Genomic DNA, 26,119 nt, shown 5'->3' with positions numbered 1-26,119 from the left:
GTGCAAGATCGGCGGGGGGAGGGGGTGGGGCGTGGGGGGAGATTGGGGGGTGGGGGGCGGTTTGGGGGGGCCTGGGGTGGGAAGTCGGTAGTCGTGCGAGAGCTATTAACGAAGATTGAGCAGAACTCCCGCCTTGACCGGTTCGGTGACCGGTTGCAGCGCGCGGTACAGGGCACCCTGCGGGGGCAGCGGGTCCGAGATCTGCTGCACGGGGTCTGGCTGGGGCATCCGCTGCACCCCGCGATGGTGCAGGTCACGGTCGGTTCCTGGATGAGTGCGGCCGTACTGGATCTGCTGCCGGGTCAGCGGCGGGCGGCCACCGCCCTCATCGCGGTCGGCACCGCCAGCGCCGTGCCCTCCGCGGTGGCGGGGCTCAACGACTGGGCGGCCCTGGCCCGTGACCAGCGCCGGGTCGGCCTGGTGCACGCCGCCTCGAACAGCGTGGCCCTGGTGTTGTACGGGGGCTCGCTGGCCGCCCGGCTGTCCGGCCGCCACGGCCTCGGCCGCGCCCTGGGCTTCCTCGGACTCAGTGCCGCTAGTGCCGGGGCGTACATCGGTGGACACCTGGCGTACAAGCAGGGTGCCCAGGTGAATGTCGCCGTCTCCGACCTGCACCTGATCGGCGAGGGGTGGCACACCATCGGGGAGATGGCCAGCCTGCCCCAACGGGAACTGGTCACCCGCAAGGTCGACGAGGTGTCGGTGATCCTCTACCGGCACGGGGACGACGTGACCGTGATGCTGGAGCGCTGCCCCCACCAGAGCGGGCCGCTCGGTGAGGGTGAGGTACGCGAGATCGACGGGCACGCCTGCGTGGTCTGCCCCTGGCACGGCAGCACCTTCCGCCTCAACGGCGGCGAGGTGGTGCACGGCCCCTCCTCGAACGACCAGCAGATCCTGCCCACCCGCGTGGTCAACGGCAAGCTCGAGGCACGCCTGCCCTGACCTGCGAGCCGCTGGCGCCGGATCGGCAGTTCCTCAGTCCTTGCGGTGTCGGCCAGTGGGAAGTTCGCGGGGCGCGCTGCTGCGCCTGTGCTGCCAGGTGCTGCTGGCCGAGGTGGTGACGGGCCGTCGGCGCAGGCCCAGCACGGCGCCGATCTGCGCGCCGACGATGCTGGCCACGGCCAGTACGGCGGAGATGGCCAACGGACGGTTCACCCGGTCGGGATCGCCGGCCCGGGCCGCGCCCACCGTCACCACCGGAGACTGATCCTCGGCGGCCTCGTCACGGGGCGCGGTCGGCTGCCGATCCTCCGGCGAGACGGGCACGGTCGTGGCCGACCCCGGCTGCGGCGTGGTCTGGCTCGGCTGTGGCGTCGCCGACCCCGGCTGTGGCGAGGGGCGGGCCGGGGTCGCCTTCGGGGTGACCAGCCGACCGGTGGCGTGCGGCCGTACCCCCTGATCCTGGGCCTGAGCCGGAAGCTTGATCAGTTGGCCGGGGCGGATCTGGTCCGGGTTGCGCAGCCCGTTGAGGGTGGCCAGTTCGCGGTAGTCCTCGAAGTCGTCCAGGTACCGGTCGGCGACCTTACCCAGGTAGTCGCCCTTGGCCACCTGATAGACCGGGGCTTGGTCCGCCCGTACGGTCGCCTGGATATCCGATCCCGTCGCCGTCAGGCCGGTCGCGGAGGAGGCGTAGGCGACCGTCGCGGTGGGGGCGGCCTGGTACGGCCCGGTGGTGTAAGCGGCGGTGGCGGCGGCGGCCGGACTGGCGACGAGGATCAGCGCGACCGAGCCGACCAGGGCGGCGGCGGCCCGCTGCTGTCGGCCCATCCCGGGCAGCCGGGGGGCGGGTCGGCGCAGGGTCTGGGCACCCAGTTCCACCAGCACCGAGAGGGCGAAGGTGGCCCAACCGAACCAGCCGACCAGGGCCAACGCCCGCAGGAACAGTTGACCGTCGTCCCGGCTGGTCAGGGTGGTGCCGATCTCCGCCAGGGTCGGTACGTGGTCCGGCAACGGGTTGCCGGCGAAAGCCAGCAACGCGATCGGCCCGCCGACCAGCAGGCCGACCAGCACGACCAGGGCACCGAAGCCGGTCAGGATGCGACCGAGGCGCCGTACGGCGGTACCGCCCGATGCGGCCATGACGACCTCCTTCTCTCAGGGGAGCCCGGTCAGCGGCCGCGCGGTCGCCTCACCGGAGACGGTGACGGTGTTGGAGAAGCCGAAGAAACCGAGCATGGCCCGGTGGTAGGTGACCGTGACGCGTACCTGGATCTGGGTTTCGCCGTCGACCACCGGGAAGCTGACGGTGTGGCCACTGGCCCCGGCGGCGGCCAGGTAGTCCGCCACCGCCCGACGGGCCTGCCGCTGGTTGATCTGCTTGGGGCCACCTTCGATGGCGGCGGCCCGGTCGATGGCCTGCCCGCCGGCCCGCGCCGCCTCGGCGGCCAGGTTCTCGGCCCGCTGGAGGGTACGCAGTTGTCCTGCGCCGTCGAAGGCCATGCCGATGATGGCCAGCACCCCGACGAGGGCTACGGCGAGGAAGATGCTCACCCGCCCGGCGTCGCCCCGGCCGGCGGTCATCCCCGGCTCCGGTAGCGGTCCAGGGGGGAGGTGAACGAGACGGTGATCCGGTTGCCCGCGGGCATCTTGTTCAGCATCGGGAGCTTGATGTCCTGGTAGGACACCGTGCAGGCGAGTTCCACCGTGACGGATGCCTCCTGCCCGACCCGGCTGCGGAAGGCAGCGTTGAAGGTGGTGGACCGGCCGTCGACCGTACCCCGGAAGGTGAGCTGTGGGGCCCCGGTGCAGGCGATGCCGCGCCAGTCGAGTTGCTGCCGGGCCGCCTCCCGGGCCTCCCGGCGGGCGGTGGGGGCGTCCCGGGATATCGAGGCCGCGCGGGCGGCGTCGTGGGCGGCGGCCTCCAGGGCCTCACTGGCCACGGCGGTACGACCGGCGACCCCGGCCAGCACCATCAGCGCCACGAAGGCCGGTGCCAGCACGGCCACCTCGATCGAGACCGAGCCCCGGCTCATGGATCGGTCCATCGTTCCACCGTCCCGTGTGCGCTCTGTTGAACGGAGAAGGTGACACCCGGTACGACCGACAGGGCTCGACCGGTCACCGTGCAGGTCACCTCGGTGGCCGTGGTGACACAACTGGGCCCCGGCTCCTTCCAGTCGACCAGCCAGTCGCCCGCCTGGTTGAGGAAGGTCGTCGCCCGCTGGGCACCGGCGTCCGGGGCGGCCTCGTGCAGCCGTTGGGCGTTGACACCGCTCTGCGCGGCGTTGAGCGCGGTCGAGCGGGCCACGAAGACCGCGGCGACCTGGATCGCGGCGAACAGCATCAGCAGGATCGCCGGCAGGGTCACGGCCAACTCGACCGGGTTGCCACCCCGTTCGCCGTCGCCCGAGCGCCGGTGGTGCCGGATGGCCGTGACCATCCGGCACCCTACGGCGGAGAGAGCGCGGCGCATCGGTCAGCGCGTCGTCGGGTTCTGGTGGGTGGGGATGTTGTCCATCCAGTCGTTCGCCGCGCCGAGGGCGGCGGCGGTCACCGCCATCGCCACGGCCACCAGGCCGAAGATGATCACGGCGGTGGGCACCGGGCTGTCGCCACGGTCCCCGCGCATTTCCGTCAGGCGGGTCTGAAGCGCCACGTGCAGCTGGGTCAGTCGCGCGTTCAGCGCGCCCGGCAGTGTGGTGAGGGCGGACATGGGCTGCTCCTTCGCTTGGGGGTCGGATTCAGAGGCGGGCAAGGAACGGATAGATGGCGAAGCCGAGCAGGACGAAGACCAGCAGGGCCCCGGGGATGTCGAGCCGACTGGTCACCCCCTCGGCCCGAGCCAGGTTGTCGGTGCGGATCTGGTCGCGCAGTGAGTCGGCGCGGCTGCGCAGGGTCTCGTGCACCTGGGCACCCTCGCTGCCGGAGGAGCGCATGATCGCCCCGACGTCGCCCAACTCCGGGATGCCGATCCGGTCGGCCAGGTCACGCAGCTCGTCCCAGGGGGAGTGCATCTGCATCTGGGCGATCCGCAGCGCCTCGGAGATCCGGTCGAAGACCCAGCCCTCGCAGATCGCCGCGGCCCGTTCCAGCGACTGCACCGGGCCGTGCGCGGCAGCCAACTGCAACGCCACCAGGTCCAGGTAGGTGCAGACTGCCTGGCGGAACTCCTCCCGGGCGGCCTCGGCCCGGGTCAGCACCGCCCGATGCGCCACCAGGGCACAGAGGGCCGCCAGGCCCAGGCTGCCCAGCACCGGTACGGCCACCGGCAGCGAGATGCCGACGGCGAACAGGGTGAAGCTGAGCAGGGCCGGTGCGGCGAGCCCGATCAGGGCCGACAACACCATGGAGAGGGCGTACTGCTCCGGGGTGCGGTCCAGCAGGGCCAACTGTCGGTGTGGAGGGCGCAGCCAGCGGGCCAGGCCGGTTAGCCAGTCCAGTCGACGGTCGACCGGGGTGGGTCGGGCGGCTCCGGGCGGCGGGTGCAGCCGGCGCAACGCCGGGCCCAGTGCGGGGGTGGCCGGCACCAGTTCGCGTACCACCAGGAAGACCCCCAGCCCGACCGCCGCTCCGGCGACCACGGCGATGGTGAGATGCAGGTTCACGCCACCACCTCGTGGGGATCGGGGGTGGGCAGGAAGCGGGCCGGTCGGGGCGGTTGGCTCATCGAGCGCACCCAGGCCAGCAGGCCGACGAAGGCGGCACCCAGCACCGCCATCACCAACTGCCCGAAGAAGGTGCCGTACGGCTGCACGTACTCGGCGTTGAACAGCCCGTACGCGATGGTGGCCAGGGTCATCCCGGTGAGGAACCGGACCGCGAACCGGGGCTGGGTGCGCTTGGCCTCGATCTCCCGGCGGGTGGTCACCTCGGCCGCCGCCGCCGAGGCGATGGAACCGAGCACGTCACCGAGCCGTTCCCCCCGGTCGGTCAGGTGCAGGATGAGGGCCGCCACCACCTGGTCGCAGACCGGGTCGCCGATCTCGTCGGCGAAGGCCAGCAGGGCGGAGCGGGCCAGCCAACCGGCCTGGAGCCGGGCGGCGAGCAGCCGTACCTCCTCCTGGATCTCCTCCGGCGCGGTGCCGACCGTGCCGATGATCGCCTGCTGGAGTCCCTGCCCGGTGGCGGAGACGTCCTTGAGGCGGCGGGTCCACTCACCGACCGCCTCGATCCGGGCGATGGCCCGCTGTTCGGCCCGGCCGACCGAGAACAGCCAGGGGGTGCCCGGCACCGCGACCGCTACCAGCAGACCGACCACCGGCAGCCCGGTCAACAGGAAGGCCAGGGCGCCCGCGACCACCGCGCCGAGCAGCAGGGCCTGGTGGGCCTGCTGCTCGCGGAGGGTGGTGCCGGAGCCGCGCCACAATCGGCTGATCCCCGGGCCCGCGCCCGGTGCCGGGCCGGGCGGGCGGCGGGTGCCGACCAGGGCCACGACGGTCAACACCAGCCCGGCCACGCAGGCCGCCCCGGAGACCACGGCGAGGAGTTCGATGTTGTCGAGCACCGCTCACCGCCGACCTAGTCGGGTCTGCTTGGGGCGGCGCCAGGCACCCTGCCCGGCCTCGATCCAGCGGCTCAACAGCCGGGCGTCGTAGCCCACCCGCAGCAACTGGTCCCGGACCCGTTCGGGCAGGTGTCGGGGCACCGCCCGACCGTCCGGGCCGGGCGCGAACACCTTCGTGGTGGTGATCCGGTTGCCGTCACCGACCCCGATCACCTCCTCGATGTGGGAGACGAACCGGTGCTTGCGCCCGCCGATGCCGGTCTCGTCCTCGACGGTGACGTAGACGATCAGGTCGAGCGCGTTGCCGGCCATCCGGCGGGCCTGGTCGACCGTCATCTCCCGGCCGTGGGCCAGGGCCAACTCGATGATCCGTTCGCTGACCCCACCCGGGGTACGGGCGTGGATCGTGCACATCGACCCCCGGCTGGTGGTCATCGCCTGGAGCATCGGCACGATCTCCCGGGACCGCACCTCACCGACGATGATCCGCAGTACCCCCATCCGCAGTGACACCGGGATCAGGTCGGCGATGCTGATCTCACCGGCCGGTCGACCGTCCGGCCCGCGTTCACCGTGCCCCTCGCGGGCCTCGAAGCTCATCACCGCCCGGTGCCGTCCGGTCCGGCGGGCCGGCAGCAACTCCCGGCTCTCCTCCAGCAGCACGTACGGCTCGTCGGGTGGGATCTCGCTCATCAGGGCCCGGATGACCGTGGTCTTACCGGCCCCGGCCAGCCCGGCGACCATGATGTTCAGTCCGGCCCGCATCGAGGCGCGGAGGAAGTCCCGCACCAGGGGGTCGATCATCTCGTCCAGGTCGGCTCGGCTGCCGGCCAGGTCGTCCAGGGTCACCTCGAGGGTGTTGTGCTTGCGGATCACCGCGTACGGGCGGTGGCTGACCAGGAACACCGCCGCCAGTCGGCTGCCGTCGGGCAGTTGCAGGTCCAGGGTCGGCTTCGAGGTGGACAGGGACCGTTCGGTGGCCCCGGCCCGGCGGGCCGCCGCCTGGAGGATCTCCACCAACTCGTCGTCGCTGTCCGCGATCGGCTCGACCCAGTCCACCCCACCCCCGTGCCGGGTGATGCGTACCTGGTCACAGCCGAGGATGTGGACCTCTTCGATGGTGTCGTCGACCAGCAGGGTCTGAAGTCGACCGAGACCGGCCAACTCGGCGGTGACCTGGTCGAGCAGCAGCCGTTCCTCCCCGGCGGGCATCGGGGTGCCGGCCCGGCGCACCGAGTCGGCGTACTCGGCCACCAGCAGCACCGCCAGCCGGGCCCGCTCGGTGTCCTCCTCGTCGACACTGAACTCCCGGCCCCGTTGCCACCGGGTCAGCTCCTCGCTGAGCTGACGGCGCAGCTCCCGGACCACCTGGAAGTCCACCCGGGCCCGGGGTGCGGGTTCGGCCGTCGCCGACACCGCCGACACCGGCACCGGCGGGGCGGTGTGGTGTCGACCGTTGGCCGGGGGCAACGGCGGGGCGATCGAGGTGGCTCCGGGTGGCTGCCGACGAGGATCCGAGGAGACCGGCTCAAAGCGCATCCGGCACCCCCTGCGAGACCGGCCAGGCCAGGCGGGCTCGGCGCCGTTCCAGCAGGGCCCCGACCGGCACCTCCAGCTCGCGGGCGGCCCGCAGCAACGGCCGCCCGGCGCGCACCGTGCCGCCCAGGCTCAACACCCCCGCGGTACGCGGATCGTGCGGCAGCCGGGCGATCACCGGTAGCTGGAGGGCCTTGCTGATCTCGCCCTTGCCGTGGCCGTCGCCGATCAGCAGCAGCCGCAGGGTGCCGGGCTCCACCCGATGCTCGGCGAAGTCCCGTTCCAGGGTCTTGAGCATGGCCCGGGTGCCGGACAGGTCGGGTAGCTGCGCCCGGGTGACCACCAGCACCACCGAGGCGGCCCGCAGCAGGGGCCAGGGCGGGCCGACCACCTGCAGCCGACCACAGTCGACGATCACGTCGTACGGGGGGTCGCCGTGTTCCAGCCCGGTGAAGAAGTCCGCGAACCGCTGCCACAGCGGGATGACACTGCCGGCCTGGGCCGGGTCGACGACCCCGGGCAGCAGCAGACGTTCCCGACGCGGCGCGTCCAGATCGACCAGCTGCGACCAGAAGGCCGTGTCCAGGTTGCCGTCGCGCAGTTCCCCGACGGCCAGTTCACCCAGGCCGCGTGGCCCCTCCAGGGCGCCGCCCAGGTAGCCGGCGAGGATCGAGCCGCCGGCCGGGTCGCACTCGGCCAGGACCACCCGGCGGTGCCAACTCAGCGCGCAGGCAAGCGCCGTGGTGGTCACCCCGGGCGAACCCTTGGCCGAGACCAGCGCGATGAGCGCCATCAGGCCGCCTTGGTGAGCACGACCGCGATCCGGTCCTGCGCGGCCAACGCCACCACCGCCGGTACGTCCCGGACGGCCAGGGCCAGGTAGACCACCACCTCGTCGCGGCCGTCCGTGCTGACCGCGTCGGTGACGGTGGCGGTGAACCGGGTGGTGCCGGACGAGGAGTTGCTGCTGTTGTCGTCGCGGGGGGTGCTGACCAGCAGAATCTGGTCGCCGGGGCGAAGCTTGGGAGCCGGCACCTGGGCGGTACGCAACCCCAGCGCGATCTGCTGCTGACCCGGGCCGAGCAGGGGCTTGTCGGTGAGCTGCGCCATGGTCAGCAAGGTGCCGGGGGCCAGGGAGACGGCGGCCCGCATACCCACCACCTCGGCCAGTCGACCGGCCGGCAGCGGGTCGAGCCCCTGCCCACCGGCCACCTGCACGGAGACCAGGTCACTGGCGCTGAGCACGCTGCCCACCTCCACCGTCCGGGCTATCGCCAGGTAGCTGCCGGTCGCCCGGACCGAGGTGACCGCGAAGGCCGAACCCAGCCCACCCAGGGCGATCAGCAGTACGGCCAGCCCGAGCAGCCCGGGGCGGACCCGGCGTTGCCGGACCACCTTGGGTGGGGCGACCGGGGCGTCCACTGGAGAGGGTCCGTTACGGGTCGCCACGCTCATCGGGTCACCACCTGAAGCTCGTTGATCTGAATTTCCACCGGGCCGGTGGTGCGGGTGACCCCACCGATGCTCCCGGTCGTGCCGCTGCTGCTGCGCCAGGTGACGCTCCAGTGCGTCGTGGCCTGAACCCGGTAGGTGCCGGCCTTGGTGTAGCCGTTGTGGTAGCCGCAGTCGGGAGAGCGCTGCCCGGCGTGTCGACCCCGCCGGTCGTACGCGGTGCCCGGGCCGTCGCAGGTGACCTTGTCGCCGTTGCCCATGTCCCAGACGATCCGGTCGACCTCGGCCTCGATGGTCACCGTCAGACCTCGATCGGAGGCGGAGGCGCCTTGCGGGCCGAAGTAGGTGGGACCTCGGCTGGCCCACATCCAGACCGGCAGCCCGACCAGCCCGGGGCCGATGTCCTTGCGGGGGGCGACGGCCGCCCGGGGGGCCAGCAGGGTGATCGAGGCGAAGGCCCGGCGGGCCAGCTCCTCCGGGTCGGGTGGAGCACCGAAGCCCGGCGGCGGCTCCTCCCTCAGCTCGGTGCGTACGCTGCCCAGCGAGATGGCGTCGCAGGTGATCGTGTACCACTGCCACCCGTCGGGCGCCTCCTGCTGGGGCACGGAGAGCTGGTAGTAGCAGCCGTCTGAGCTGTTGAACCAGCCCGCGTCCTCGTGGTAACAGGGGACGGTCTGCCCTCGCCACTGGCAGACTCCGCCGCCGCCACTTCCACCGCCGTTGTTCCCGCCGTCGTCGCCACCGTTGCCCCCGCCACCGGGGGTGCCCGGGTCGTCGTCCCAGACGTTGCAGTTGGGTTGGGCCGGTGGGCATTCGGCGCCCGGGTCGGCCGCATCGGCCGGCACCTGGGGGCCGGTGACCAGCAGCAGGGTCAGGGTGGCGCCGAGCAGCACCCGGCGCAGGGCCCGGCGGGGTGCCCGGTGGTGTGCCGCCCGGGTCAGCACGGCTGGTCCGGGTGGGCGGAGCCGCTGCTGATCAGCCAGCGACCGTCCGGATAGCGGGTGGCCGTGGCGGTGGCCAGGTGACGGGTGCCCCGGGTGCCCGGCACGACCTTCTTCTTGTCGGCGACGTAGACCAGCCGGTAGCCGGTGGCGTCGACGCAGTCCTGTATCTCCACGGCCGGTGGTTTCCCGTCCAGATCGATCGAGATGACCTCGGGATCGGAGCGCAGGGTTCCCGCGCTGATCGCGCCGTTGGCGCGAGCCTGCACGAGGCTCAGCCGGACCCGGGTCAGCAGGGGGTCGGCCAGGAACCGGGTGAGTTCCGGATGTTGCGGGTCACTGTTGCGGCTGGCCGCGCGGGAGGCGGTCAGATAACCGGCGTACGCCTTCAGGGCCGCCTTCTCGGCGGCCTTCTCCTCGGCGGCCCGTTCGTCGCCGGTGGTCCGGCTGCGGTCCGGTAAGGGTCCGCCGGTGGCCTCCGGTGGGCTGGCGCAGGCGGTGGTCGCGCCGACTGTGGCCACCGCGACCAGGCCGGCCGTCCAGCGACTCAACTGCCGTGCTCGCACCGTGCCTCCTCGGTACCGACCCGGCGACCGCCGTCGCCGACTCTTCGGGCGTGCGGCGGCGCGACCGGATGTTCCTCTCCGGGCCGGTCCGATACGCAGTCGCATTTGCCCTTGTGGATCTTCCGCAAATGCACTGTCCTGGGTGGTTATGGCCACCGGACGTGGGTTGCGTCACATCCAAGGGGCGAGCATAAGCTGACGCCGGCCGATGCAACAGAGGCAATTCATGTGACTACTCTGAGTCATGGACGGTGGTGGTGCTCGATGATTACCGCAGGGTTGCCGAGGCCGGTCGGGGAGGTGTTGACGGGGCTGGGGCCCGGGCGGCGCCCGGCGGGAATCCAGTCCCGTGGACAGGAGGCCGAGGCCCGCCGGGGTGGGGTGGGAAGTGGCTTGTGGACCGATCCGTCCCCCGATCAGGCGCACGTAATCGACCGTCAATTGCGCACCGTGGGAATTCCACCAACGCCGGGAGGGTTGGTCGGCCCAGTCGCGGTCGACCTTGAGGGTTCCGTTTCGCAACCTCCGGTTGACCACGGCATCCGAGCGGTCAGACTACGTACCGTGTTCACTTCGGTGGGGTGGTCGGCGTGACCCGGCCCTCCGCCACCGAGCCGGCGCCCTCCGACAGCCCGGCCCGCCGACCTGCCACCTCCGCTGGCCGGTGGTCCCGGCTGGCGGCCGGACTGACCCTCATCCCGCTGCTGCGGTACGCCGTCGCCCGGCACGCCGTACCCCCGGGAACCGAACGCCGCAGCGGCTGCGCGGCCTGCGGCACCCCGATCCGCCTGGACCGGCCCTGGCCGGCACTGGGCCCGACCGCCCGCTGCGGCACCTGCCGCGCCCGCATCGGGGCCCCACCGGGCACGGTGGAACTGGTCACCCTGGTCGCCGTCGTCCTGCTGCTGCTGGCCGGTCCGCCCGCAGGGGAACTGATCGCCGCGGCCTGGTGGCTGGGCTTCGCGGTGCCGCTGATCTTCATCGACCTGGCGGTACACCGGCTGCCCGACCGGCTGACCCTGCCCGCCGCCGCCGGCACCTGGCTGCTGCTCGGCCTGACCGCGCTGATCGACACCGGGCCGACCCCATGGCTGAGGGCCAGCGCCTCGGCCCTCGGTCTGGCCGGCTTCTTCGCCCTGACCACCCTGCTGTTCGGGGCCCGGGGCTTCGGTATCGGGGACGCCAAACTGGCCCTGGGGGCGGGCGCCCTGCTCGGCTGGTACGGCTGGGCGATGCCGGTGCTGGGGTTGCTGCTAGCGGTGACCATGTCCGGCCTGGTGGCCCTCGGGCTGCTGGTCACCGGTCGGGCCCGCTGGTCGTCGCACCTGCCCTTCGGGCCGTACCTGGTGCTCGGCACCCTGGGGGCGCTGCTGCTGGTGTGGTGAGCGGGGCGACGGGGAATTGGGTCTGCCACCCTTTCGAACCCCCGTCAGGAGGCGTAGTGCAGCGCACCCCCGATCGCTCGTCGGAGCCGGACGAGTGCTGGCGGATCCGGCGTACCCACGAGGACCTGGATCGGCTCGGTGAGACCGAGTCGGTGTTCGCGTTGAGCAACGGCTGGCTGGGCTGGCGCGGCACCCTCGACGAGGGCCGCCCCTGCGACATGCCCGGCAGCTACCTCAACGGCTTCCACGAGCGACGCAAGCTGAACTACCCCGAGGACGGCCACGCCTTCCCGCAACTGTCCGACACGGTGATCAGCGCACCGAACGCCAGCCTCATCCGGCTCTGGGTCGACGGCGACCCCCTGGACGTCCGGACCGGGACCCTGCACGACCACGAGCAGGTGCTCGACCTGCGCGCCGGGGTGCTGCACCGCCGTACCGAATGGACCTCCCCCGGCGGGTATCCGGTCCGGATACGCAGCACCCGACTGGTGTCCCTGCGACGTCGCCGGGTGGGGGCGGTCGAGTGGACGGTGGAAGCCCTGGACGAGCCGGTCGAGCTGAGGATCTGCGCCGACCTGGTGGCCAACGAGCCCATCCCGGACCGGGCCGACGACCCGCGCGCCGCCGCCGTCATCGACGATCCGCTGGCCGGTGAGCTGCACCAGGTCGACGGCACCGCCGGGGTGCTGGTGCACCGCACCGAGCACAGCGGCCAGCGGGTGGCCGTCGCGGTGGCACACCAGCCGACGACACCCGATCACTTCTCGGACAGCCTGGACGCCACCGAGGACCGGATCCGGCTGAGCCTCACCGGGACCCTGTCCCCCGGTGAGCGGGTCACCCTGACCACCTTCGCGGCGTACGAGTGGGAGCCGGTCGACGGCACCTCGCCCGGCGACCTGGCCGACCAGGTGATGACCGAGGCGCTGGCCGCCCGGGCGGACGGCTTCGCCGCCCTGCGCGAGGAACAACGGGCCGCCCTGGACGCCGCCTGGCGTACCGCCGATGTGCTGCTCGACGGTGACGACAAGCTGCAACAGGCGATCCGGTTCGCGATGTTCCACCTGATCCAGGCGGGCCGCCCGGACGGGGACCGGACCATCCCCGCCAAGGGGCTGACCGGCAACGGGTACGACGGCCATGTGCTCTGGGACACCGAAGGCTACGTCCTGCCGGTGCTCACCTATGTAGCGCCCGAGGTGGCCCGATCGGCGTTGCGCTGGCGGCACGCGCACCTGCCCCAGGCCCTTGAGCGGGCGGCGGAGCTGCGGCTGACCGGGGCCACCTTCCCCTGGCGCACCATCGGGGGACAGGAGTGCTCCGGGTACTGGCCCGCCGGTACGGCCGGGCTGCACGTCAACGCCGACATCGCGGACGCGGTGCTGCGTTACGTCACCGCCACCGGGGACGAGGAGTTCCTGGCCGGGCCCGGACTGGACCTGCTGGTGGCCACCGCCCGGCTGTGGGCCGGATACGGGCACTACACCGACGACGGCCGCTTCCACATCACCGGGGTCACCGGCCCGGACGAGTACTCGGCCCTGGTCGACGACAACCTGTTCACCAACCTGATGGCCCGGCGGAACCTGCGCGGCGCCGCCGAGGCGGTGCGACGCCACCCCGAGGCGGCGGGTCGGTTGGGGGTCGACCCGGCGGAGGTGACCGCCTGGCGGGCCGCGGCCGAGGCCATGACCGTGCCGTACGACGCCAAACGGGGGGTGCATCAGCAGTCCGCCGGCTTCACCGAGCAGCCCGAGTGGGACTTCGCCGGCACCAGCGAAAAGGACTACCCCCTGCTGCTGCACTTCCCCTACCTGGAGCTGTACCGGCACCAGGTGGTCAAGCAGGCCGACCTGGTGTTGGCGATGCAACGCTGCCCGGGCGAGTTCAGCGCCGAGGAGAAGGCCGCCAACTTCGCCTACTACCAGCCCCGGACGGTCCGGGACTCCTCCCTGTCGGCCAGCCCACAGGGGGTCCTCGCCGCCGAACTGGGCCACCTGGACCTGGCGTACGACCTGTTCACCGAGTCGGTGTTGCAGGACCTGGAGGATCTCGGCGACAAGACCGGCGACGGCCTGCACCTGGCCTCCCTGGGCGGCGCCTGGCTGGCCCTGGTGCAGGGCTTCGGTGGGATGCGCGACGACCGGGAACTGCTCTCCTTCGACCCCCGGCTGCCGGACCGGATCGAGCGGCTGGCGTTCAGCCTGTGCTGGCACGGGCATCGGCTACTGGTCACCCTCACCGCCGATGAGGCCCGCTACGAACTGCCCGACGCTCCCACCGGAACCACCGTCGAGCTGTGGCACCACGGCGAGCGGCTACGGGTCAGCGCCGGAGAACCGGCGACGCGGCCGATGCCGTCGGTGCCCGACTTCGGGCCCGAACCGCACTCCCCGGACGGCCGCCGCCCCCAGGGGCGGTAAGGAAGGGCACCTTATTAACGCCTCCGGTAGAGCAAGGGCCCCCTGTTAACAACTCGGCTTGCGGGCGGCGGGCCGCGTAAGGTGCGCGGATGCCCGAACTGGAACGGCTCAGCGCCGAGCACGCAGAACCGCTGCTGGCCTTCGAACGCGACAACCGCGCGTGGTTCGCCGCCTCGGTGCCGGACCGGGGCGACGACTACTTCGCCACGTTCGCCGACCGGCACGCCGCCCTGCTGGCCGAGCAGGCCACCGGGCGCTGCCACTTCCACGTACTGGTCGACCAGGGGGAGGTGCTGGGCCGGTTCAACCTGGTCGACGTGGCCGCGGGCGAGGCCGAGTTGGGCTACCGGGTGGCGCAGCGCGCCGCCGGGCGCGGGGTGGCCACCGACGGCGTACGCCGGGTGGCCGCTCTAGCCCGTCAGGCGTACGGGCTGCGCCGGCTGACCGCCGTGACCACCCTGGACAATTCCGCCTCGCTGGCGGTGCTCCGGCGTACCGGGTTCACCCCGACCGGTGAGGTGTCGATCGACGGTCGTCCCGGGCTGCGGCACGTGCTGTCGCTACTCGCCGAGGGCTGAGCCGCCCGCCATCCGCTCCCGTACGGCGGTCAGCGCCTCGAAGGCGTACGCCCAGTTGTGGCACTTGAAGCTGCGCAGGCCCTCGATCGGGGTGCGGCAGTCGGCGCAGCGTACGCCCGCGATGGCATCGGGGAGGCCGGTGTTGACGTAGCGGCGCTCGCCGAGGATCACCGTGGCGATCATCATCGGGTCGTGCACGCCCTTGAGCGCCGAGGAGACGATGTCGTACCAGCTGATCCGGCGATCGCACTTCGGGCAGTCCGGCTCGTCGCCGCTGACCCACAGCGGAGCACCGATGGTGCGCGGCGGCATGTTCAGCAGCTTCTCGATCCGCCGTACGTCCGTCTCGGGGGTGGTCCAGCGGTGTCGGCCCGGCAGCGAGGCGGGCGAGTCGTAGACGGCCTGGAACAGGGCGGGTTCGACCTCGACGGTCTCGCGTTCGCTGGTCACGGCGTACCTCCCGGGGTTGTCGACGCCCTCACGGTGGCCACCGGCGGGCAACGGGCACAACCGGATCAACGACACGGCACCCCTACCGGCGTCGGCAGCACCTGACCGGGCAACCGGTCTCACCTGCCCGTCCTCGACAACCGGACGGGTCAGCGGTTCTGCCGTTCGACCGCGCGCCGCAGCACACCACGTACGCCGGGCAGGGTGATCGCGCGCATCGTGACGTCGTTCAGCCACACGTGGACGCGGCTCGGTGGGGCGTACTGGTGCATGCCGCGACGGGCGAGTGCCTGCCGCTTGACGACTTCCGGTCGTAGCGACGCCTCCCATCCGGCGAGGGCGGCGGGAATGTCCTGGCCGGTCCGGCTCAGGGCGGCGCCGAGCCGGTCCGCACCGGCCAGGGCCAGGGCGGCGCCATGCCCGGCGAAAAGGGTGACGCACCAGGCGGCATCTCCGAGCAACACCACCCGGCCGTCGCTCCACCGTGGCATGACCACCTGGCTGACCTGGTCGAAGTAGGCGCTGGCGGGATCGTCGGCCACCTGTCGGAGCGCCTCGGGTAAGCCCCCGCCGAGATCGGCGAAGGTCGCCCCCAGGGCGTCGAGGGCACCCCGCGCCACCTCCCGCCCCGGATCCTGGCAGCGGTAGGTGAAGAAGGCCGAGGATCGGCCGGGCCCCAGGTTGATGACCGCTGCCGTCCGGCCGGGCCCGATGAAGGTCGTCGCGGACGACTCGGGCACCTGCGCCACCGGTTCGGCGAGCGGGACCGCGGCCACCACGTACGGCAGGTCTACCCGGTGCTGCGCGCCGAACACGGACGCACGGGTGGCGGAGTGCACCCCGTCGGCGCCGACGAGCAGGTCGGCCTCCTCGGTGCTGCCGTCGCTGAGCGCTACCCGTACCTGGTTGGCATCCTGGTGGATCGCGGTGACGGTGGTGCCGAAGCGGAACTCGGTGTGTTCGCGGGCCGTGTCGTACAGCGCGGCCTCCAGGTCGCCCCGGAACACCGTCATGGCGCGCGGGCCGAGGGTGGCCTCGGCCAGGGCCGCCGGCACGGTGAACTTCGGCCGCCCGTCCGCCCGGACCAGCACGGTGGTGAAGGAACCCAGCGCGCGGTCGGAGAGGGCGGGGAGCAAGCCGAGCCGCTGCGCGGCGTCGTACCCCGACCCGAGCAGGTTCACCAGATAGCCGCTGCTGCGCCGGGCCGGGGCCCGCTCCACCACGGTCGTCCGCCAGCCGCCACGGCCCAGCCGTGTTGCCGCGGCCAGACCGGCGATGCCCGCCCCGACGATCACCGCTCGCCTCATCCGTCCCCCTTCCGAGACCCAGGAATGAGCGTACGCTCATTCTTGCCGTCGTGGGTGCCCGGAGCGGCCTAAGATCGCAGGTATGCCGCGCGGAGTCGCCACCCCCGAGCCTCGGCAGCACCTCTTCGCTGCCGCGGAGCGAGTCATCGTGGAGGAGGGATCCAGCCGACTCACCAGTCGGGCCGTGACCCGGGAGGCCGGGGTCGCCACCGGGCTGCTGTTCACCCACTTCACGAACTTCGACGACTTCCTCGTCGGCTACGCGGTCGACCGCAGCTTCCAACTGGCCGGTGCGGTGGCCGGGCTCCCGGCCCGCGCCGGGAGCGCGACGGTCACCGAGAACCTCAGCGAGGTAGGCCAGGCCCTCCCGCCGACCACCCTGGTGACGATGACCCGGCTGATGGCGTACCGGCCCGGCATCACCGCCGAGGTCGAAGCGGTGCTGGGCCCCGGCAGCGCCGGCCTGCAACCGGTCGAACGCTCGATCGCCCGGTATCTGGCCGCCGAGCAGCAGTTGGGCCGGGTGCCCGCCAGTGCCGACCCGGAGGCGCTGGCCCTGGTCGTCGCCGCAGTGCTGCACCACCTGGCGTTGACCGACGGCACCGGCACGCCCGCCGCCGGACGTCTGCACCGCGCCATCGCGGCGCTGACCGACGGATTTCCCGCCGTCGCCCAATGACCAGGGCGCGATGACGCTCAGGGTTTGACCGCGCGCACTAGCTTCGCCGGCATGCGTCACAGTGCCTATCCGGCAGTGCCCGTCGCGGGATTGTTCGCCTCCCTGTTGATCCTGTTGGCCGGGATCTTCTCCGACCTGGGGCCGCCCTCGCCGACCGGAGAGCTGCGCCCGGCCACCGTGATATCCATCGAACAAGACAGCATCGGTCGACCATTCGTCGCCCTCGTCAGAGTCGACACCCCGGACGGGGCGGTCCTCTGCGGCCTCAGGAGCTCGCAATTCGAGGGCAGCCGGCTGCCCCGACTGCACAGCGACCTGACGGTGGACTACTGGCCGACCGGATGCGCTCCGCCACCGGTGTCGCGCGAGTTGCCCCGCGAGGGGGTTCTCGCGATGGGCGTGAGTGGCATGGCGCTGATGGCGTTCTGGCTCTGGGCAGGCCGCTGAGGGCACACCCGACCTGCGGGCCGGGCGGACATCCACCTTGTCCGGGCCCGCTGGCGTCTGTCAATATCATCTGTCCCGGGTGATCATCGCCCGGTCGGTACCTGGGGGACGGATGCGCATCGGCTCGCGCTCAGCTCGACGGATCGTGGCACTGCTGACGGTCACGGCACTCGGCGGCTCCGGCGGCGCCGTAGCGGTGGTCACCCCCGCCTCGGCAGCCGTGACCACCCTGCAATCCGAGCAGACCGTACGCCCACCGACGGTGACGTCGGACGGGTATCCGATGTATCCCAACCCGCCCAAACTCGACTACACCATCGGGGTGGCGGGCACCTTCCGCTTCCTGACGCACCGTACCGACACGGTGGCCTTCGCCTGGCGACTCGGCGACGACGGCCCCTCCGGCACGGTCCCGGCCGTCGATCGCCTGGGGTACGTGTCGATCGCCCCCACTCAGGCGGGTCTGCAGACGCTCTACGTCCGGGACGTGACCCCCGAGGGCCCGCAATCGAGCGAGACGGCCTACACCTTCAAGGTCGACGACGGCCCACGGCTGGTCGATCGCGGTGAGGACGGCGCGAAGGTGGTGGTCGGCGAGTCGCGGACGGTACGCCTGCGGCCGGGTCGGCCGGATGTCGTCTCCTACACCTACAGCCTCCGCGACCGGGTGCACGCGACGTACAGCACCGGCACGGTGGACGCGCGCCCGGACGGAACCGCGGACCTCACCTGGACAGCCGTCCACCACGAGATCGACAACCTCCTGGTGCACAGTGTCAGCGCCGACGGCACGATCTCCGCGAGCCGGTACGTCTCCTACTCCGTCGACGGCGCCACCCCCACCGTGTCGCGCATCCCCGGGGTGGGCTGGGTGACACCGACCACCTTCATCGCCCGCACCCGCATGGCGAACCCCGTCGAGTACGTGGTCACCGTCAACTCCGACGAGAACCGCCGACAGGTTTTGACTCCGGCGGCCGACGGCAGCGCCACCTTCCAACTCCTGCCCACCGTCCGAGGCACCCACTACATCAACGTCTTCGCCCGCGATGCCGCCGGTGTGCAGACCCGTGCCAACACCATCCTCTGGTCGGTCTCCAACCGTCCGGTGGTCACCTCGACCGACTTCCCCTCGAACGGCACCGGCCGGGTGTGGCCGGGCACCTTCACCTTCACCGCCGGCATGCCCGGCACGACGGAGTTCCGGTACCGGATCAACGGCGCCCCGTCGATCGCCGTCCCCGCAGGCCCGGACGGAACGGCGACCGTGTCCTGGACGCCGCCGACGGACGGCGCCCACGAGGTACTCCTCTGGAGTGTGACGGCCACCGGCGCCACCTCCGACGTCACCGAACACCGCTTCCAGCTCAAACGTCGTCTGGTCGTCATCGACCACGTGGAACCGGGGTCGGTGACCACCGGCGCCGTGCACCTGCTGGAGCTGACCGGCTACGGCATGCACAAGCAGGACCTCATCGAGGTCATCCCCTCCGACGGCAAGCCGGTACCCGCGCAGGTCCACCACCTGACCGGCGGCGGCTCGATGATGCTGGTGTACGCCGACCTGACTGGCGTGGCGACCGGGCCGGCGACGGTCCGGCTCACCCCACACGACGAACTCGGCCGTTCGGAGACGTGGGCCAGCAGATTCCAGATCGTCGCACCGCCCGCCCCGAAGGCCACGAAGCTGCCGACGATCACCGGCACGGTGGCCGCCGGCCGGGTCGTGAAGGCCAGCACCGGGACCTGGACCCCCAGCGCCACCTCGTACAAGTACCAGTGGGCGGCGAACGGCACCGCGATCAAGGGCGCCACCAGTGCCTCCCTCACCATCCCGGCCAAGCTGCGCGGCAAGAAGCTGACGGTCACCGTGACCGCGATCCGACCCGGACACCCCAACGGCAAGGCCACCTCGAAGGCCACCGTCGCGGTCGCCACGGGCAAGGCCTCCAAGGCGACCAAGAAACCCAAGATCAGCGGTACGCCCAAGGTCGGCCGGAAGGTCAAGGCCCTGGTCGGCACCTGGTCACCGAAGGTGGACTCCTACAAGTACGAGTGGCGGCTCAACGGGAAGCTGATCAAGGGAGCGACCGGCAAAACGCTGAAGCTGACCTCGAAGATGCGCGGCAAGAAGCTCACCGTGACGGTGATCGCCCGCAAGGCCGGCCACGCCAACGGCAAGTCCACCAGCGCAAAGGTCACCGTACGCCGCTGACGTGTGTCCGTCGGTGAGCCGCTTCCCTACGATCCGGTGCACTCTTCCCGCACGCGGGAAGAGTGCACCGATCCGGCCGGGCGTCAACGCCGGGGCCATCGAGCGGGCCCACCGCATCGCTGACTGGTTCTGGCGGTCAGCTTCCGCCATCTGGGAACAGGTACAGGTCGAACCACATTCCCTGACCGTCAACCTCCAATTCCTGACTGCTGCCCGCAAGGCTCGGCGGACCGGCGTATGTGCCGATGAGCGTGTAGAGGCCCGGATCGGCAGCGAACTGGAAGCGGCCGTCAGGACCAGTGACAACTTCGATCCCGGCCGGTTCCAGCCGGACCGTCGCCCCTGCCACCGGCAGCCAGGTAGTCATGTCGAGCGCCTGGCCCTGAATGCTCCACATGACAGAGACCGCGAAGGATTCCTGCGTCATGGGACTGAGCCGGCCTCGCCGGTCGACTCCCACCGCGTACACCAGATGCTCACCGCTTACGTTGCCGGCATCGACTGTGACGTTGGCTGTTCCATCTGGGCCCGCCTGGACCTCGCGGCCCAGGTTGGTGTCGCCGATGCTGTACCTGTAGCTGATCACCTTGGGGTGACCGTTCGCGGCAAACCTGATGGCAATCTGGCCGCCCTCGACCACGCTGTCCCCAGCCGGGAAGCTGATTGTCGGCTGCGGCACCTTCGTCTCAGCTGGCCGCGTGACGGCCGCTGACGCGGGCGGTGCCAGCAGCATCGAGCCGGCGGCCAACAGCACGAGCGATGCCGCCATCGTAATGACCTTGCGATAAGTGGAACGGGTATGCGTACCCGAATTAGACCCGATAAGCAATCCAGCCCTCCAAATCATTCTTCCAGTGGGGCCAAGCTAGCGGGGATAATGATCTCTGTCTACATTTTTCCGTCGATCGGAACAAGTAGTCGCTCTTGCCCGTCAACGGCTTCTAGGGCCGAGGCTGCCAACCACGTTGCGCTCGAAGTCGACCCGTGTCGAGCATGTGCTGCCTTCTTGTTGCCTTGATCAGGTGTCTTCTCGGACCAGCTTCGTTGTCCGATGCAGGTACGTGTAGTCGGCTGGATGGCCCAGCGCACCCCTGCCGACGCCTCGTCGGGACTGGCTGGACGCCATGTTGACCGCTAGACCGGACATAACCGTTAGCGGTGCGGCCAGCTCTGGCTGGGCGATCGCCATAGACGCGCCGATGCCAGCGCCGCTTGCAACAGTGACGGCCAGTGATCGCTTAACCCAACCCCACTTCGTGGCACGAGCGGCAGCGTGTAGTTCGGCGACCGCGCTGGACAGTTCTTGTTCGACCAGGCGGAAGGCATCCTGAGGGTGGCGGTTGGCCTGCTTGAGCTCGTGCAGAAGCTTGTCGATGGTGAGCATCAGGTGGCGCCTCTCGGCGTCGTACTTGGCCCTGAAGGCCACAAGGTCGCTGATCATGACATCACGTGGCACAGGCAGAAGGGGGCCCAGGTCGACCTGCCAGCAGGCGGTCACGTCGTAGCCTGGTGCGGGTTCGGTGCTGAGGCGATAAGCGACATCAACGTTGGTGTGCGGCCGTAGTCCCTGAGGACCGATGCATCCTGACCGCCTGTTGCTGTCAGAGGCAATACGTTCGGCAATGAGGCTGACGACGAGGTGCAGCAAGGCTGGCGCGGCGACAAGCCGGGATGAGCTGTGTGGGTGCGGGTAGACGAGCCGACGAGCGAGCAGCTCCGCGACGACGCTCTTGTGCAGCTTGTCGACGTGAAGTGTGCTGAATTCAGCGTCCGTCGGACTAGCAGGTGGGATCAGGTCGTCGGGTGGAACTTGCTTGAGAGCGTGGTCGAGCTCTCCCTCGATCTCGCTCAGCTCGTAGGGCCCGAAGGCCATGTTGGCCTCCAGCGGTCGATAGAGTCCGGCGTCCTGCACCTCACGCATTCGTGCACTGAGGCGGCTTTCCCATCCAGGAGCGACGACTGTTGCGAGGTCATCCCAGTACAGAACCGCTTGATGCAGAACTGCATCCGGAGCGTTTGCGAAGGGGTAGTACAGCATCCCGGCCAACCGAACCTCCACGTGCGAGTAAGTGCCAGCGGCTAATGCGCAGGAACCTATCCTTCCCCACTCTGGTCAGTCAGCACCCGTCCTGCCCTGCGACATGCGCCATCGGAACCGCGGTTTGAGCGAATTGGCCAGACGCCGACCGATGAGGGCCGCGCGCTGCCGGCTCCACCGCGGTCCGTTATTTGTCGGCGTAGCGGTACCGGCAGGCGATGATCTCGACGTCGTCCTTGCCTGCCGATGCCCTCGTAGCCGCTGCAAATCACGTCCGCGATGAGGTCGTTGATGCGCTTGACCAGCTTGCGGTCGGTGTGGCAGAGGTACTGGCTCCACGCTGTCGCGGTGAAGACGAGCCTCACCCGAGGCCCCGCGCCGTATTCGGATCAGTCAGCTCACGCTCGGCCGTGTCGCCCCCGTCCAAGCTCCTCGATCGATCGGCGAAGGGCTGCGGCATTGCCGGAGCTGCGCAGGAGGTATTCGGTTTCCTTCATCGACTCGTACTCGGCCAGCGACACGATCACAACCGGCTCGTGGCCGGAGCGGGTCACCACCACTTCCTCGGCGTCGTTGATGACCCTGTCGAGTTCGGCGGCTAGGTTCTGTCGTAGTTGGGTGAAGTTCGAGGTCCGCATGGCCACCTCCAGAAAGGTACAGAAAACTGTACCTCGATCCCTGATGGGTTTGCCTGGTTTTGGTGGCGCTCGGTGACGGGCCCGGTCGGGTTGGCTGAGCTGTTAGCTAAACGAGGGGATCGCATGATGTCGGGTGAAGCGGTGCACTACAACATGCACGATGCCAAGACTCACCTGTCGCGCATCATCGAACGGGTGGAACGGGGCGAAGAGATCATCATCGACCGGGCGGGAACTCCGGTGGCGAAGGTGGTGCCGCTTGTCCGACGGGCCAACCGCACGGCGATCGGCTCCCTCGCCGGGCAACTGGGCCTCTCGGGCGACTGGGACTCGCCCCAGACCAACGCCGAGATCGCCGCCGACTTCGGCATCGGCGCATGACCCTGCTGCTCGATACCCACGTCGCACTCTGGGCCATCACCGGCGACGCGACCCTTGGTGCCGAACTCCTCGATCAGCTACGCCACGAGCCAGACATCTTTCTCTCCCCGGTCAGCCTCTGGGAGATCACTATGAAGCAGAGCGCCGGGAAGCTTGGAGGTCCCTCTGACATCGCTGAGCGAGTAAGGGGCATGAGTTTTCGTGAACTTCCAGTGACCCATGCCCACGTCATCGCAGCCGGCCGCCTGCCCCCCCACCACCGCGACCCCTTCGATCGCATGCTCGTGGCACAGGCGATCAGCGAGGGCCTGACGCTCGCCACTCGCGACGCGTCGATACCGCTGTACGAGGTGGACGTCCTCAAGGTGTGACCGGACGGCCCTCTCAGCGCCGGCTGATTCCGTCCGCAGGCAACCCTGAACTCTGGGATTGCCTGGGGTGTGGTGCGAGGTCATCCGGGCTGCTGACGCACTTCTCGGCCGGGTTCGGCGGGCACGGTTGCTGTACTTCGCTGCTGTACTGCTGGCGGCTGTCTGGCCCAGCCGATGAACCGTCGGTGCAGCGCGCCGGCCGGTGCCCAGGGCATGTCCTCGGCGGCCTGCACGAGGCAGACGCCGAGGTAGAGCGCCAGTGACACCGGCGCGCCGGCGTACTCCGCGCGTAGCTCTCGCCTCCGGGTCGGGCAGGGCCAGGGCAGGTCGCAGCCGCCGCAGCTCCAGATCGGCATGACGGGGCCGTGGGTGGTCACTGCACACCGCCGAGGAACCGGGCGACGCTCGCGCGGGCCTGCCGGCTGGTCGCCCAGTCCACCTGCCAGCACGGGTACGGCGCCAGCCGTGACCACCACGCGCGGCAGCCGATGCACATGCCGTCGAGCCCTCGGATGTGTACGGCGAGGATCGCGTGCTCCTGGTCGTCGTTCACTGCGCCTCCTCTCCTGGCCAGTGGCCACGGTTGATGGGGATGCGGTGCCGGGCGTGGCAGGGCAGATCGGCTCCGCACTGGCAGATCCGCCGCCACTTCTGCCAGGACCAGACCGGCCGATGCCGCCGGGCGAACGTCAACGCGGTGGCGGAGAGGTACTCGTCGAACGAGACGCGCTGGCCTCTGGGAGTTGACCGGCCGGCTGAATCGGCCACGGTTCGGCTCATCGGAGTTCCCCCCGCCCAGGCCCGTCGTACCGATCGGTCGACATGTTGAATCTCGGCCTGGGGCTGCAGGGGGAGCGCAGGCGTGCCGCCTGGTCGAGCAGCCGCCGCCGGGCCGCCGCCTGCTCGGCGTCTTGGTATCGCTGTCCGGTCCTCGGCGGGGGTGGTGACTCGGGCTGCCGCAGTAGCCACCGGATCAGCACGTACAGGTGCGGTCGGAGCGTCACGATGATCCCGCCTCCTCGCCCATTACCGGAAGGCGGACCAGACAGGAGCCTCTGAGTTGTGGCGAGTGCCCGCCCACGCCAGCCCCAGCCGCCTTGTCGGCATCGAAGAACATGTCCGAGACGATTCCGTCGGACTAGGCGTGGCGGCCATGTCGGCTGGTCATGTCACGGTGACATGGGCGGCCTCGACCTGCCCGGACAACATCCCTAGGCTCCAGATTGAGCACCATGAGTAGTCGTCCGATGACGCCTGGAGCCGCTGTGCCGCTCGATCATTTACGGATTCCCGAAGACCTCTGGTCGCACCAGGACATACGCGCGGCTCTTGCTGCCCGCGACATCGCTGCCCTGTTCCGGCTGCTTACTCGGCACACCGGCGCGAGTCAGACCCGCATCGGGGCCGCCGTCGGCCTGGAGCAGGGCTACGTCAGTCGGATCATCGCCGGCCGGAAGGTGACCTCCATCGACGTGCTGGAGCGCATCGCCGACGGCTGCGCCATGCCTGACGAGGCACGGATGACGCTCGGCCTCGCGCCTCGCCAGCGGTCATATCGCGCGGACATGGCCGACCACCGGAACACCCGGCACAGTGATCTGCCGGCCAACCGCTCCTGGCGCGAGGATGTCCGCGCTGCCGCGCAGTTATGGGAAGGCGACGTGAACCGTCGAGAACTGCTCCGCCAAACCGTATTCAGCTCCGCCGCGTACACCCTGCCTGCCCTGCGCTGGTTCACCGCAACCAGCACGCAGCCCGTCGCGCAGGAAGGTCGCCGAACGGTCGGTCAGCCCGACATCGACACCATCCGAGAAATGACCGCCACATACCGGCGACTCGACAACCAGCATGGCGGCGGCCACGCCCGCGACAACGTCACCCGCTACCTCCATCACGAGGTCAGGCCCCTGGTGACCGAAGGCCGATACGATCCGGCAACCGGCCGCAAGCTGCTCGCCGCCGTCGCCGAACTGACGCAACTCGCCGGCTGGCAGGCGTACGACATGGCCGAACACGGCCTCGCCCAGCGCTACCTCACCCATGCCCTCGACCTGGCCCGAAACGCCGACGACGCTGGCCTGGGTGCCGAGATCCTTGCCGCGATGAGCCACCAAGCCACCTACCTCGGCCACACCGCCACCGCCGTCGACCTCGCCCGCGCCGCCCGACAGACCGCACACCGCGCCGGAATCACCGTGCTGACCGCCGAAGCGCTGGTCATGGAAGGCCACGCCCACGCCGCCGCCCGCGACGAACACGCCTGCGCCACCGCACTACACCAGGCAGAGCAAGCCCTCGACCGGGCCGACCGCAGTGGCGACCCGCAGTGGCTCGGCTACTTCGACGAGGCATACCTCTCCGCCAAGTTCGGCCACTGCTTCAACGCCCTCGGCCAACACCGCCAAGCCGAACGCTTCGCCGCCCGATCCCTACACATGGACGAACGCTACGTACGCGGCAAAGCCTTCAACCTCGCACTCCTGGCCACCACCCAAGCCCGCCACGGCGAACCCGACCGAGCCAGCGTCATCGGCGGCCAAGCCCTCACCCTGGCCACCCAACTGAAGTCCGCCCGCGCCGTCCGCTACATCCGCGACCTACAAACGGACCTCATGTCACACCGCCGCCGACCAGCCGTACGACACTTCATCACCCGGATCGACGCGGCCCTCGGCCAGTGCCGCTGACTACAACTCGCCCCGGGCCTTGCGCGCGACCAACTCCAACACCGCGATCACCGTACCGGCACCCACGATCTCGCCCTGGGAGACGAACTGCCGAGCCTCCTCCAACGGAATCCAGGCAACCTGCTCGGCCTCATTGACATCCACCGGAGCACCGATGTGCTCCGCGCTCCTGGCAAGAAACAGCAGATTCTCCGCGTCCGCAGTCGCCACCCACGGCTGAAACGCCAACAACGGCTCCAACGCACCCGGACGCCACCCGGTCTCCTCCTCAACCTCCCGGACCGCACACACCGCCGCATCCTCACCCTCATCGACGTAACCACCGGGCAGCTCCCACACCCACCGGTCGAACACAAATCGGTGCCGCCGCATGAGCAGCAGCCGCCCCTGACCGTCAAGCACCGCGACCATCGCCGACCGAGGCGCCCGAATCACGTACTGCTCGAAGCGGACCCCGTCCGGCAACTCCACATCAGCGATGCTCAACCGAGCCCGCCGGCTACCGTCCACCACCCGCTCACCATGAATCGTCCACCGCGTCGACCTCACGTCCTGTCCCTCCACCATCCGGCCAGT

The 26,119-nt window shown here is 70.4% G+C and carries 29 protein-coding genes and 1 pseudogene; 10 read left to right on the top strand and 20 right to left on the bottom strand.

The annotated features are described in order from the left end of the window. The first annotated feature begins 93 nt into the window (after positions 1–93). On the top strand, positions 94–945 hold the full coding sequence (locus ABZ795_RS07030) for a Rieske (2Fe-2S) protein (RefSeq protein WP_357529574.1): 852 nt from the start codon (positions 94–96) through the stop codon (positions 943–945). Between the two features lie 33 nt (positions 946–978). Here the strand turns inward: ABZ795_RS07030 and ABZ795_RS07025 are convergent, their stop codons facing one another. The 12 genes from ABZ795_RS07025 to ABZ795_RS06970 all read right to left on the bottom strand — a co-directional run bounded on the left by ABZ795_RS07025 (position 979) and on the right by ABZ795_RS06970 (position 9,941). Further along, the gene (locus tag ABZ795_RS07025) at positions 979–2,082 is read right to left on the bottom strand and encodes a LysM peptidoglycan-binding domain-containing protein (RefSeq protein ID WP_357529571.1); all 1,104 of its coding nucleotides are present in this window, start codon (positions 2,080–2,082) and stop codon (positions 979–981) included. 15 nt (positions 2,083–2,097) lie between these two features. Beyond that, positions 2,098–2,523 (bottom strand): pilus assembly protein TadG-related protein, encoded by a 426-nt coding sequence (locus ABZ795_RS07020; protein WP_357529570.1) that lies wholly within the window; start codon positions 2,521–2,523, stop codon positions 2,098–2,100. Beyond that, a complete protein-coding gene (locus ABZ795_RS07015) occupies positions 2,520–2,987 on the bottom strand; it encodes a TadE/TadG family type IV pilus assembly protein (RefSeq protein ID WP_357529568.1) in 468 nt (155 codons plus the stop codon). The genes ABZ795_RS07020 and ABZ795_RS07015 overlap by 4 nt, the downstream gene beginning before the upstream one ends. Next, complete coding sequence (locus ABZ795_RS07010) at positions 2,972–3,382, bottom strand: TadE family protein (RefSeq protein WP_357529567.1); 411 nt, start codon at positions 3,380–3,382, stop codon at positions 2,972–2,974. Before ABZ795_RS07010 ends, ABZ795_RS07015 begins: the two co-directional genes overlap by 16 nt. 36 nt (positions 3,383–3,418) lie before the next feature. Further along, positions 3,419–3,655, bottom strand: coding sequence for a hypothetical protein (locus tag ABZ795_RS07005; protein ID WP_327023324.1), 237 nt, complete (start codon positions 3,653–3,655; stop codon positions 3,419–3,421). 28 nt (positions 3,656–3,683) lie between these two features. Further along, positions 3,684–4,547, bottom strand: coding sequence for a type II secretion system F family protein (locus ABZ795_RS07000; RefSeq protein ID WP_327023323.1), 864 nt, complete (start codon positions 4,545–4,547; stop codon positions 3,684–3,686). Then, on the bottom strand, positions 4,544–5,446 hold the full coding sequence (locus ABZ795_RS06995; RefSeq protein WP_327023322.1) for a type II secretion system F family protein: 903 nt from the start codon (positions 5,444–5,446) through the stop codon (positions 4,544–4,546). Before ABZ795_RS06995 ends, ABZ795_RS07000 begins: the two co-directional genes overlap by 4 nt. Before the next feature lie 3 nt (positions 5,447–5,449). Then, complete coding sequence (locus ABZ795_RS06990; protein WP_357529564.1) at positions 5,450–6,985, bottom strand: CpaF/VirB11 family protein; 1,536 nt, start codon at positions 6,983–6,985, stop codon at positions 5,450–5,452. Beyond that, positions 6,975–7,775 carry a ParA family protein gene (locus tag ABZ795_RS06985; RefSeq protein WP_327023320.1) on the bottom strand — a complete coding sequence of 267 codons (801 nt, stop codon included), beginning with the start codon at positions 7,773–7,775 and terminating at the stop codon, positions 6,975–6,977. The genes ABZ795_RS06990 and ABZ795_RS06985 overlap by 11 nt, the downstream gene beginning before the upstream one ends. Further along, entirely contained in the window at positions 7,775–8,437 is a 663-nt protein-coding gene (locus tag ABZ795_RS06980) for an SAF domain-containing protein (protein WP_357529562.1), read from the bottom strand. The genes ABZ795_RS06985 and ABZ795_RS06980 overlap by 1 nt, the downstream gene beginning before the upstream one ends. Next, positions 8,434–9,303 carry a hypothetical protein gene (locus ABZ795_RS06975; protein WP_357529687.1) on the bottom strand — a complete coding sequence of 290 codons (870 nt, stop codon included), beginning with the start codon at positions 9,301–9,303 and terminating at the stop codon, positions 8,434–8,436. The genes ABZ795_RS06980 and ABZ795_RS06975 overlap by 4 nt, the downstream gene beginning before the upstream one ends. 68 nt (positions 9,304–9,371) lie before the next feature. After that, a complete protein-coding gene (locus tag ABZ795_RS06970; RefSeq protein ID WP_357529560.1) occupies positions 9,372–9,941 on the bottom strand; it encodes a hypothetical protein in 570 nt (189 codons plus the stop codon). Positions 9,942–10,615: 674 nt separating this feature from the next. Here ABZ795_RS06970 and ABZ795_RS06965 point away from each other — a divergent pair. The 3 genes from ABZ795_RS06965 (at position 10,616) to ABZ795_RS06955 (ending at position 14,330) form a co-directional block, all read left to right on the top strand. Continuing rightward, positions 10,616–11,326, top strand: coding sequence for an A24 family peptidase (locus tag ABZ795_RS06965; protein ID WP_357529686.1), 711 nt, complete (start codon positions 10,616–10,618; stop codon positions 11,324–11,326). A 56-nt stretch (positions 11,327–11,382) separates the two neighbouring features. Beyond that, a complete protein-coding gene (locus ABZ795_RS06960; RefSeq protein ID WP_357529558.1) occupies positions 11,383–13,752 on the top strand; it encodes a glycosyl hydrolase family 65 protein in 2,370 nt (789 codons plus the stop codon). 89 nt (positions 13,753–13,841) lie between these two features. Further along, a complete protein-coding gene (locus tag ABZ795_RS06955) occupies positions 13,842–14,330 on the top strand; it encodes a GNAT family N-acetyltransferase (protein WP_327023316.1) in 489 nt (162 codons plus the stop codon). Here ABZ795_RS06955 and ABZ795_RS06950 read toward each other — a convergent pair. Next, positions 14,313–14,780: a hypothetical protein gene (locus ABZ795_RS06950; RefSeq protein ID WP_357529556.1), complete on the bottom strand. Its 468-nt coding sequence runs from the start codon at positions 14,778–14,780 to the stop codon at positions 14,313–14,315. The genes ABZ795_RS06955 and ABZ795_RS06950 overlap by 18 nt on opposite strands. Positions 14,781–14,929: 149 nt before the next feature. Further along, positions 14,930–16,087, bottom strand: coding sequence for an FAD-dependent monooxygenase (locus ABZ795_RS06945; protein WP_357529554.1), 1,158 nt, complete (start codon positions 16,085–16,087; stop codon positions 14,930–14,932). Positions 16,088–16,169: 82 nt separating this feature from the next. Between ABZ795_RS06945 and ABZ795_RS06940 the strand changes: the two genes are divergently transcribed. From ABZ795_RS06940 to ABZ795_RS06930, 3 genes are all read left to right on the top strand, one after another. Continuing rightward, on the top strand, positions 16,170–16,766 hold the full coding sequence (locus ABZ795_RS06940) for a TetR/AcrR family transcriptional regulator (protein ID WP_357529552.1): 597 nt from the start codon (positions 16,170–16,172) through the stop codon (positions 16,764–16,766). Between the two features lie 51 nt (positions 16,767–16,817). Continuing rightward, on the top strand, positions 16,818–17,213 hold the full coding sequence (locus ABZ795_RS06935; RefSeq protein ID WP_357529550.1) for a hypothetical protein: 396 nt from the start codon (positions 16,818–16,820) through the stop codon (positions 17,211–17,213). A gap of 145 nt (positions 17,214–17,358) precedes the next feature. Continuing rightward, a complete protein-coding gene (locus tag ABZ795_RS06930) occupies positions 17,359–19,428 on the top strand; it encodes a hypothetical protein (RefSeq protein ID WP_357529548.1) in 2,070 nt (689 codons plus the stop codon). 136 nt (positions 19,429–19,564) lie between these two features. Here ABZ795_RS06930 and ABZ795_RS06925 read toward each other — a convergent pair whose 3' ends face one another. The 3 genes from ABZ795_RS06925 to ABZ795_RS06915 all read right to left on the bottom strand — a co-directional run bounded on the left by ABZ795_RS06925 (position 19,565) and on the right by ABZ795_RS06915 (position 22,104). Continuing rightward, positions 19,565–20,197: a hypothetical protein gene (locus tag ABZ795_RS06925; RefSeq protein WP_357529546.1), complete on the bottom strand. Its 633-nt coding sequence runs from the start codon at positions 20,195–20,197 to the stop codon at positions 19,565–19,567. A 249-nt stretch (positions 20,198–20,446) separates the two neighbouring features. Then, positions 20,447–21,349 (bottom strand): hypothetical protein, encoded by a 903-nt coding sequence (locus ABZ795_RS06920; RefSeq protein WP_357529544.1) that lies wholly within the window; start codon positions 21,347–21,349, stop codon positions 20,447–20,449. Positions 21,350–21,864: 515 nt separating this feature from the next. Beyond that, positions 21,865–22,104, bottom strand: a complete 240-nt coding sequence (locus tag ABZ795_RS06915) for a type II toxin-antitoxin system prevent-host-death family antitoxin (RefSeq protein ID WP_357529685.1) — start codon at positions 22,102–22,104, stop codon at positions 21,865–21,867. Between the two features lie 126 nt (positions 22,105–22,230). Between ABZ795_RS06915 and ABZ795_RS06910 the strand changes: the two genes are divergently transcribed. Next, entirely contained in the window at positions 22,231–22,485 is a 255-nt protein-coding gene (locus ABZ795_RS06910) for a type II toxin-antitoxin system prevent-host-death family antitoxin (protein WP_357529684.1), read from the top strand. Then, the gene (locus ABZ795_RS06905) at positions 22,482–22,856 is read left to right on the top strand and encodes a type II toxin-antitoxin system VapC family toxin (RefSeq protein ID WP_357529542.1); all 375 of its coding nucleotides are present in this window, start codon (positions 22,482–22,484) and stop codon (positions 22,854–22,856) included. The genes ABZ795_RS06910 and ABZ795_RS06905 overlap by 4 nt, the downstream gene beginning before the upstream one ends. An 80-nt stretch (positions 22,857–22,936) precedes the next feature. On the opposite strand, the gene ABZ795_RS06900 is transcribed toward ABZ795_RS06905, so the two are convergent. Further along, positions 22,937–23,233, bottom strand: a complete 297-nt coding sequence (locus tag ABZ795_RS06900; RefSeq protein WP_357529540.1) for a hypothetical protein — start codon at positions 23,231–23,233, stop codon at positions 22,937–22,939. Further along, a pseudogene (locus tag ABZ795_RS06895) lies at positions 23,230–23,577 on the bottom strand (hypothetical protein); the annotation flags it as partial. The gene ABZ795_RS06900 and the pseudogene ABZ795_RS06895, both read right to left, overlap by 4 nt. 544 nt (positions 23,578–24,121) lie before the next feature. On the opposite strand from ABZ795_RS06895, the gene ABZ795_RS06890 reads away from it, so the two are divergent. Beyond that, positions 24,122–25,543, top strand: coding sequence for a helix-turn-helix domain-containing protein (locus ABZ795_RS06890; protein ID WP_357529683.1), 1,422 nt, complete (start codon positions 24,122–24,124; stop codon positions 25,541–25,543). Here ABZ795_RS06890 and ABZ795_RS06885 read toward each other — a convergent pair whose 3' ends face one another. Then, a complete protein-coding gene (locus ABZ795_RS06885; protein ID WP_357529538.1) occupies positions 25,544–26,110 on the bottom strand; it encodes an NUDIX hydrolase in 567 nt (188 codons plus the stop codon). Positions 26,111–26,119 lie beyond the last annotated feature (9 nt).

This window comes from Micromonospora sp. NPDC047134 (genome assembly GCF_040643455.1).
Classification (GTDB): Bacteria; Actinomycetota; Actinomycetes; order Mycobacteriales; family Micromonosporaceae; genus Micromonospora.
The sequence above is the reverse complement of the archived record's forward strand: the minus strand, read 5'-3'. Positions and strand labels throughout refer to the sequence as shown.

Excerpts from the sequence above, each read along its gene's own strand:
- ABZ795_RS06905 (WP_357529542.1), top strand. The coding sequence starts at position 22,482 with ATGACCCTGCTGCTCGATACCCACGTCGCACTCTGGGCCATCACCGGC.
- ABZ795_RS06915 (WP_357529685.1), bottom strand. The coding sequence starts at position 22,104 with ATGCGGACCTCGAACTTCACCCAACTACGACAGAACCTAGCCGCCGAA.
- ABZ795_RS06955 (WP_327023316.1), top strand. The coding sequence starts at position 13,842 with ATGCCCGAACTGGAACGGCTCAGCGCCGAGCACGCAGAACCGCTGCTG.
- ABZ795_RS06990 (WP_357529564.1), bottom strand. The coding sequence starts at position 6,985 with ATGCGCTTTGAGCCGGTCTCCTCGGATCCTCGTCGGCAGCCACCCGGA.
- ABZ795_RS07015 (WP_357529568.1), bottom strand. The coding sequence starts at position 2,987 with ATGGACCGATCCATGAGCCGGGGCTCGGTCTCGATCGAGGTGGCCGTG.
- ABZ795_RS06945 (WP_357529554.1), bottom strand. The coding sequence starts at position 16,087 with ATGAGGCGAGCGGTGATCGTCGGGGCGGGCATCGCCGGTCTGGCCGCG.
- ABZ795_RS07005 (WP_327023324.1), bottom strand. The coding sequence starts at position 3,655 with ATGTCCGCCCTCACCACACTGCCGGGCGCGCTGAACGCGCGACTGACC.
- ABZ795_RS06985 (WP_327023320.1), bottom strand. The coding sequence starts at position 7,775 with ATGGCGCTCATCGCGCTGGTCTCGGCCAAGGGTTCGCCCGGGGTGACC.
- ABZ795_RS06980 (WP_357529562.1), bottom strand. The coding sequence starts at position 8,437 with ATGAGCGTGGCGACCCGTAACGGACCCTCTCCAGTGGACGCCCCGGTC.
- ABZ795_RS07010 (WP_357529567.1), bottom strand. The coding sequence starts at position 3,382 with ATGGTCACGGCCATCCGGCACCACCGGCGCTCGGGCGACGGCGAACGG.
- ABZ795_RS06885 (WP_357529538.1), bottom strand. The coding sequence starts at position 26,110 with ATGGTGGAGGGACAGGACGTGAGGTCGACGCGGTGGACGATTCATGGT.
- ABZ795_RS07020 (WP_357529570.1), bottom strand. The coding sequence starts at position 2,523 with ATGACCGCCGGCCGGGGCGACGCCGGGCGGGTGAGCATCTTCCTCGCC.
- ABZ795_RS07025 (WP_357529571.1), bottom strand. The coding sequence starts at position 2,082 with ATGGCCGCATCGGGCGGTACCGCCGTACGGCGCCTCGGTCGCATCCTG.
- ABZ795_RS06910 (WP_357529684.1), top strand. The coding sequence starts at position 22,231 with ATGTCGGGTGAAGCGGTGCACTACAACATGCACGATGCCAAGACTCAC.
- ABZ795_RS06920 (WP_357529544.1), bottom strand. The coding sequence starts at position 21,349 with ATGCGTGAGGTGCAGGACGCCGGACTCTATCGACCGCTGGAGGCCAAC.
- ABZ795_RS06935 (WP_357529550.1), top strand. The coding sequence starts at position 16,818 with ATGCGTCACAGTGCCTATCCGGCAGTGCCCGTCGCGGGATTGTTCGCC.
- ABZ795_RS06925 (WP_357529546.1), bottom strand. The coding sequence starts at position 20,197 with ATGGCGGCATCGCTCGTGCTGTTGGCCGCCGGCTCGATGCTGCTGGCA.
- ABZ795_RS06940 (WP_357529552.1), top strand. The coding sequence starts at position 16,170 with ATGCCGCGCGGAGTCGCCACCCCCGAGCCTCGGCAGCACCTCTTCGCT.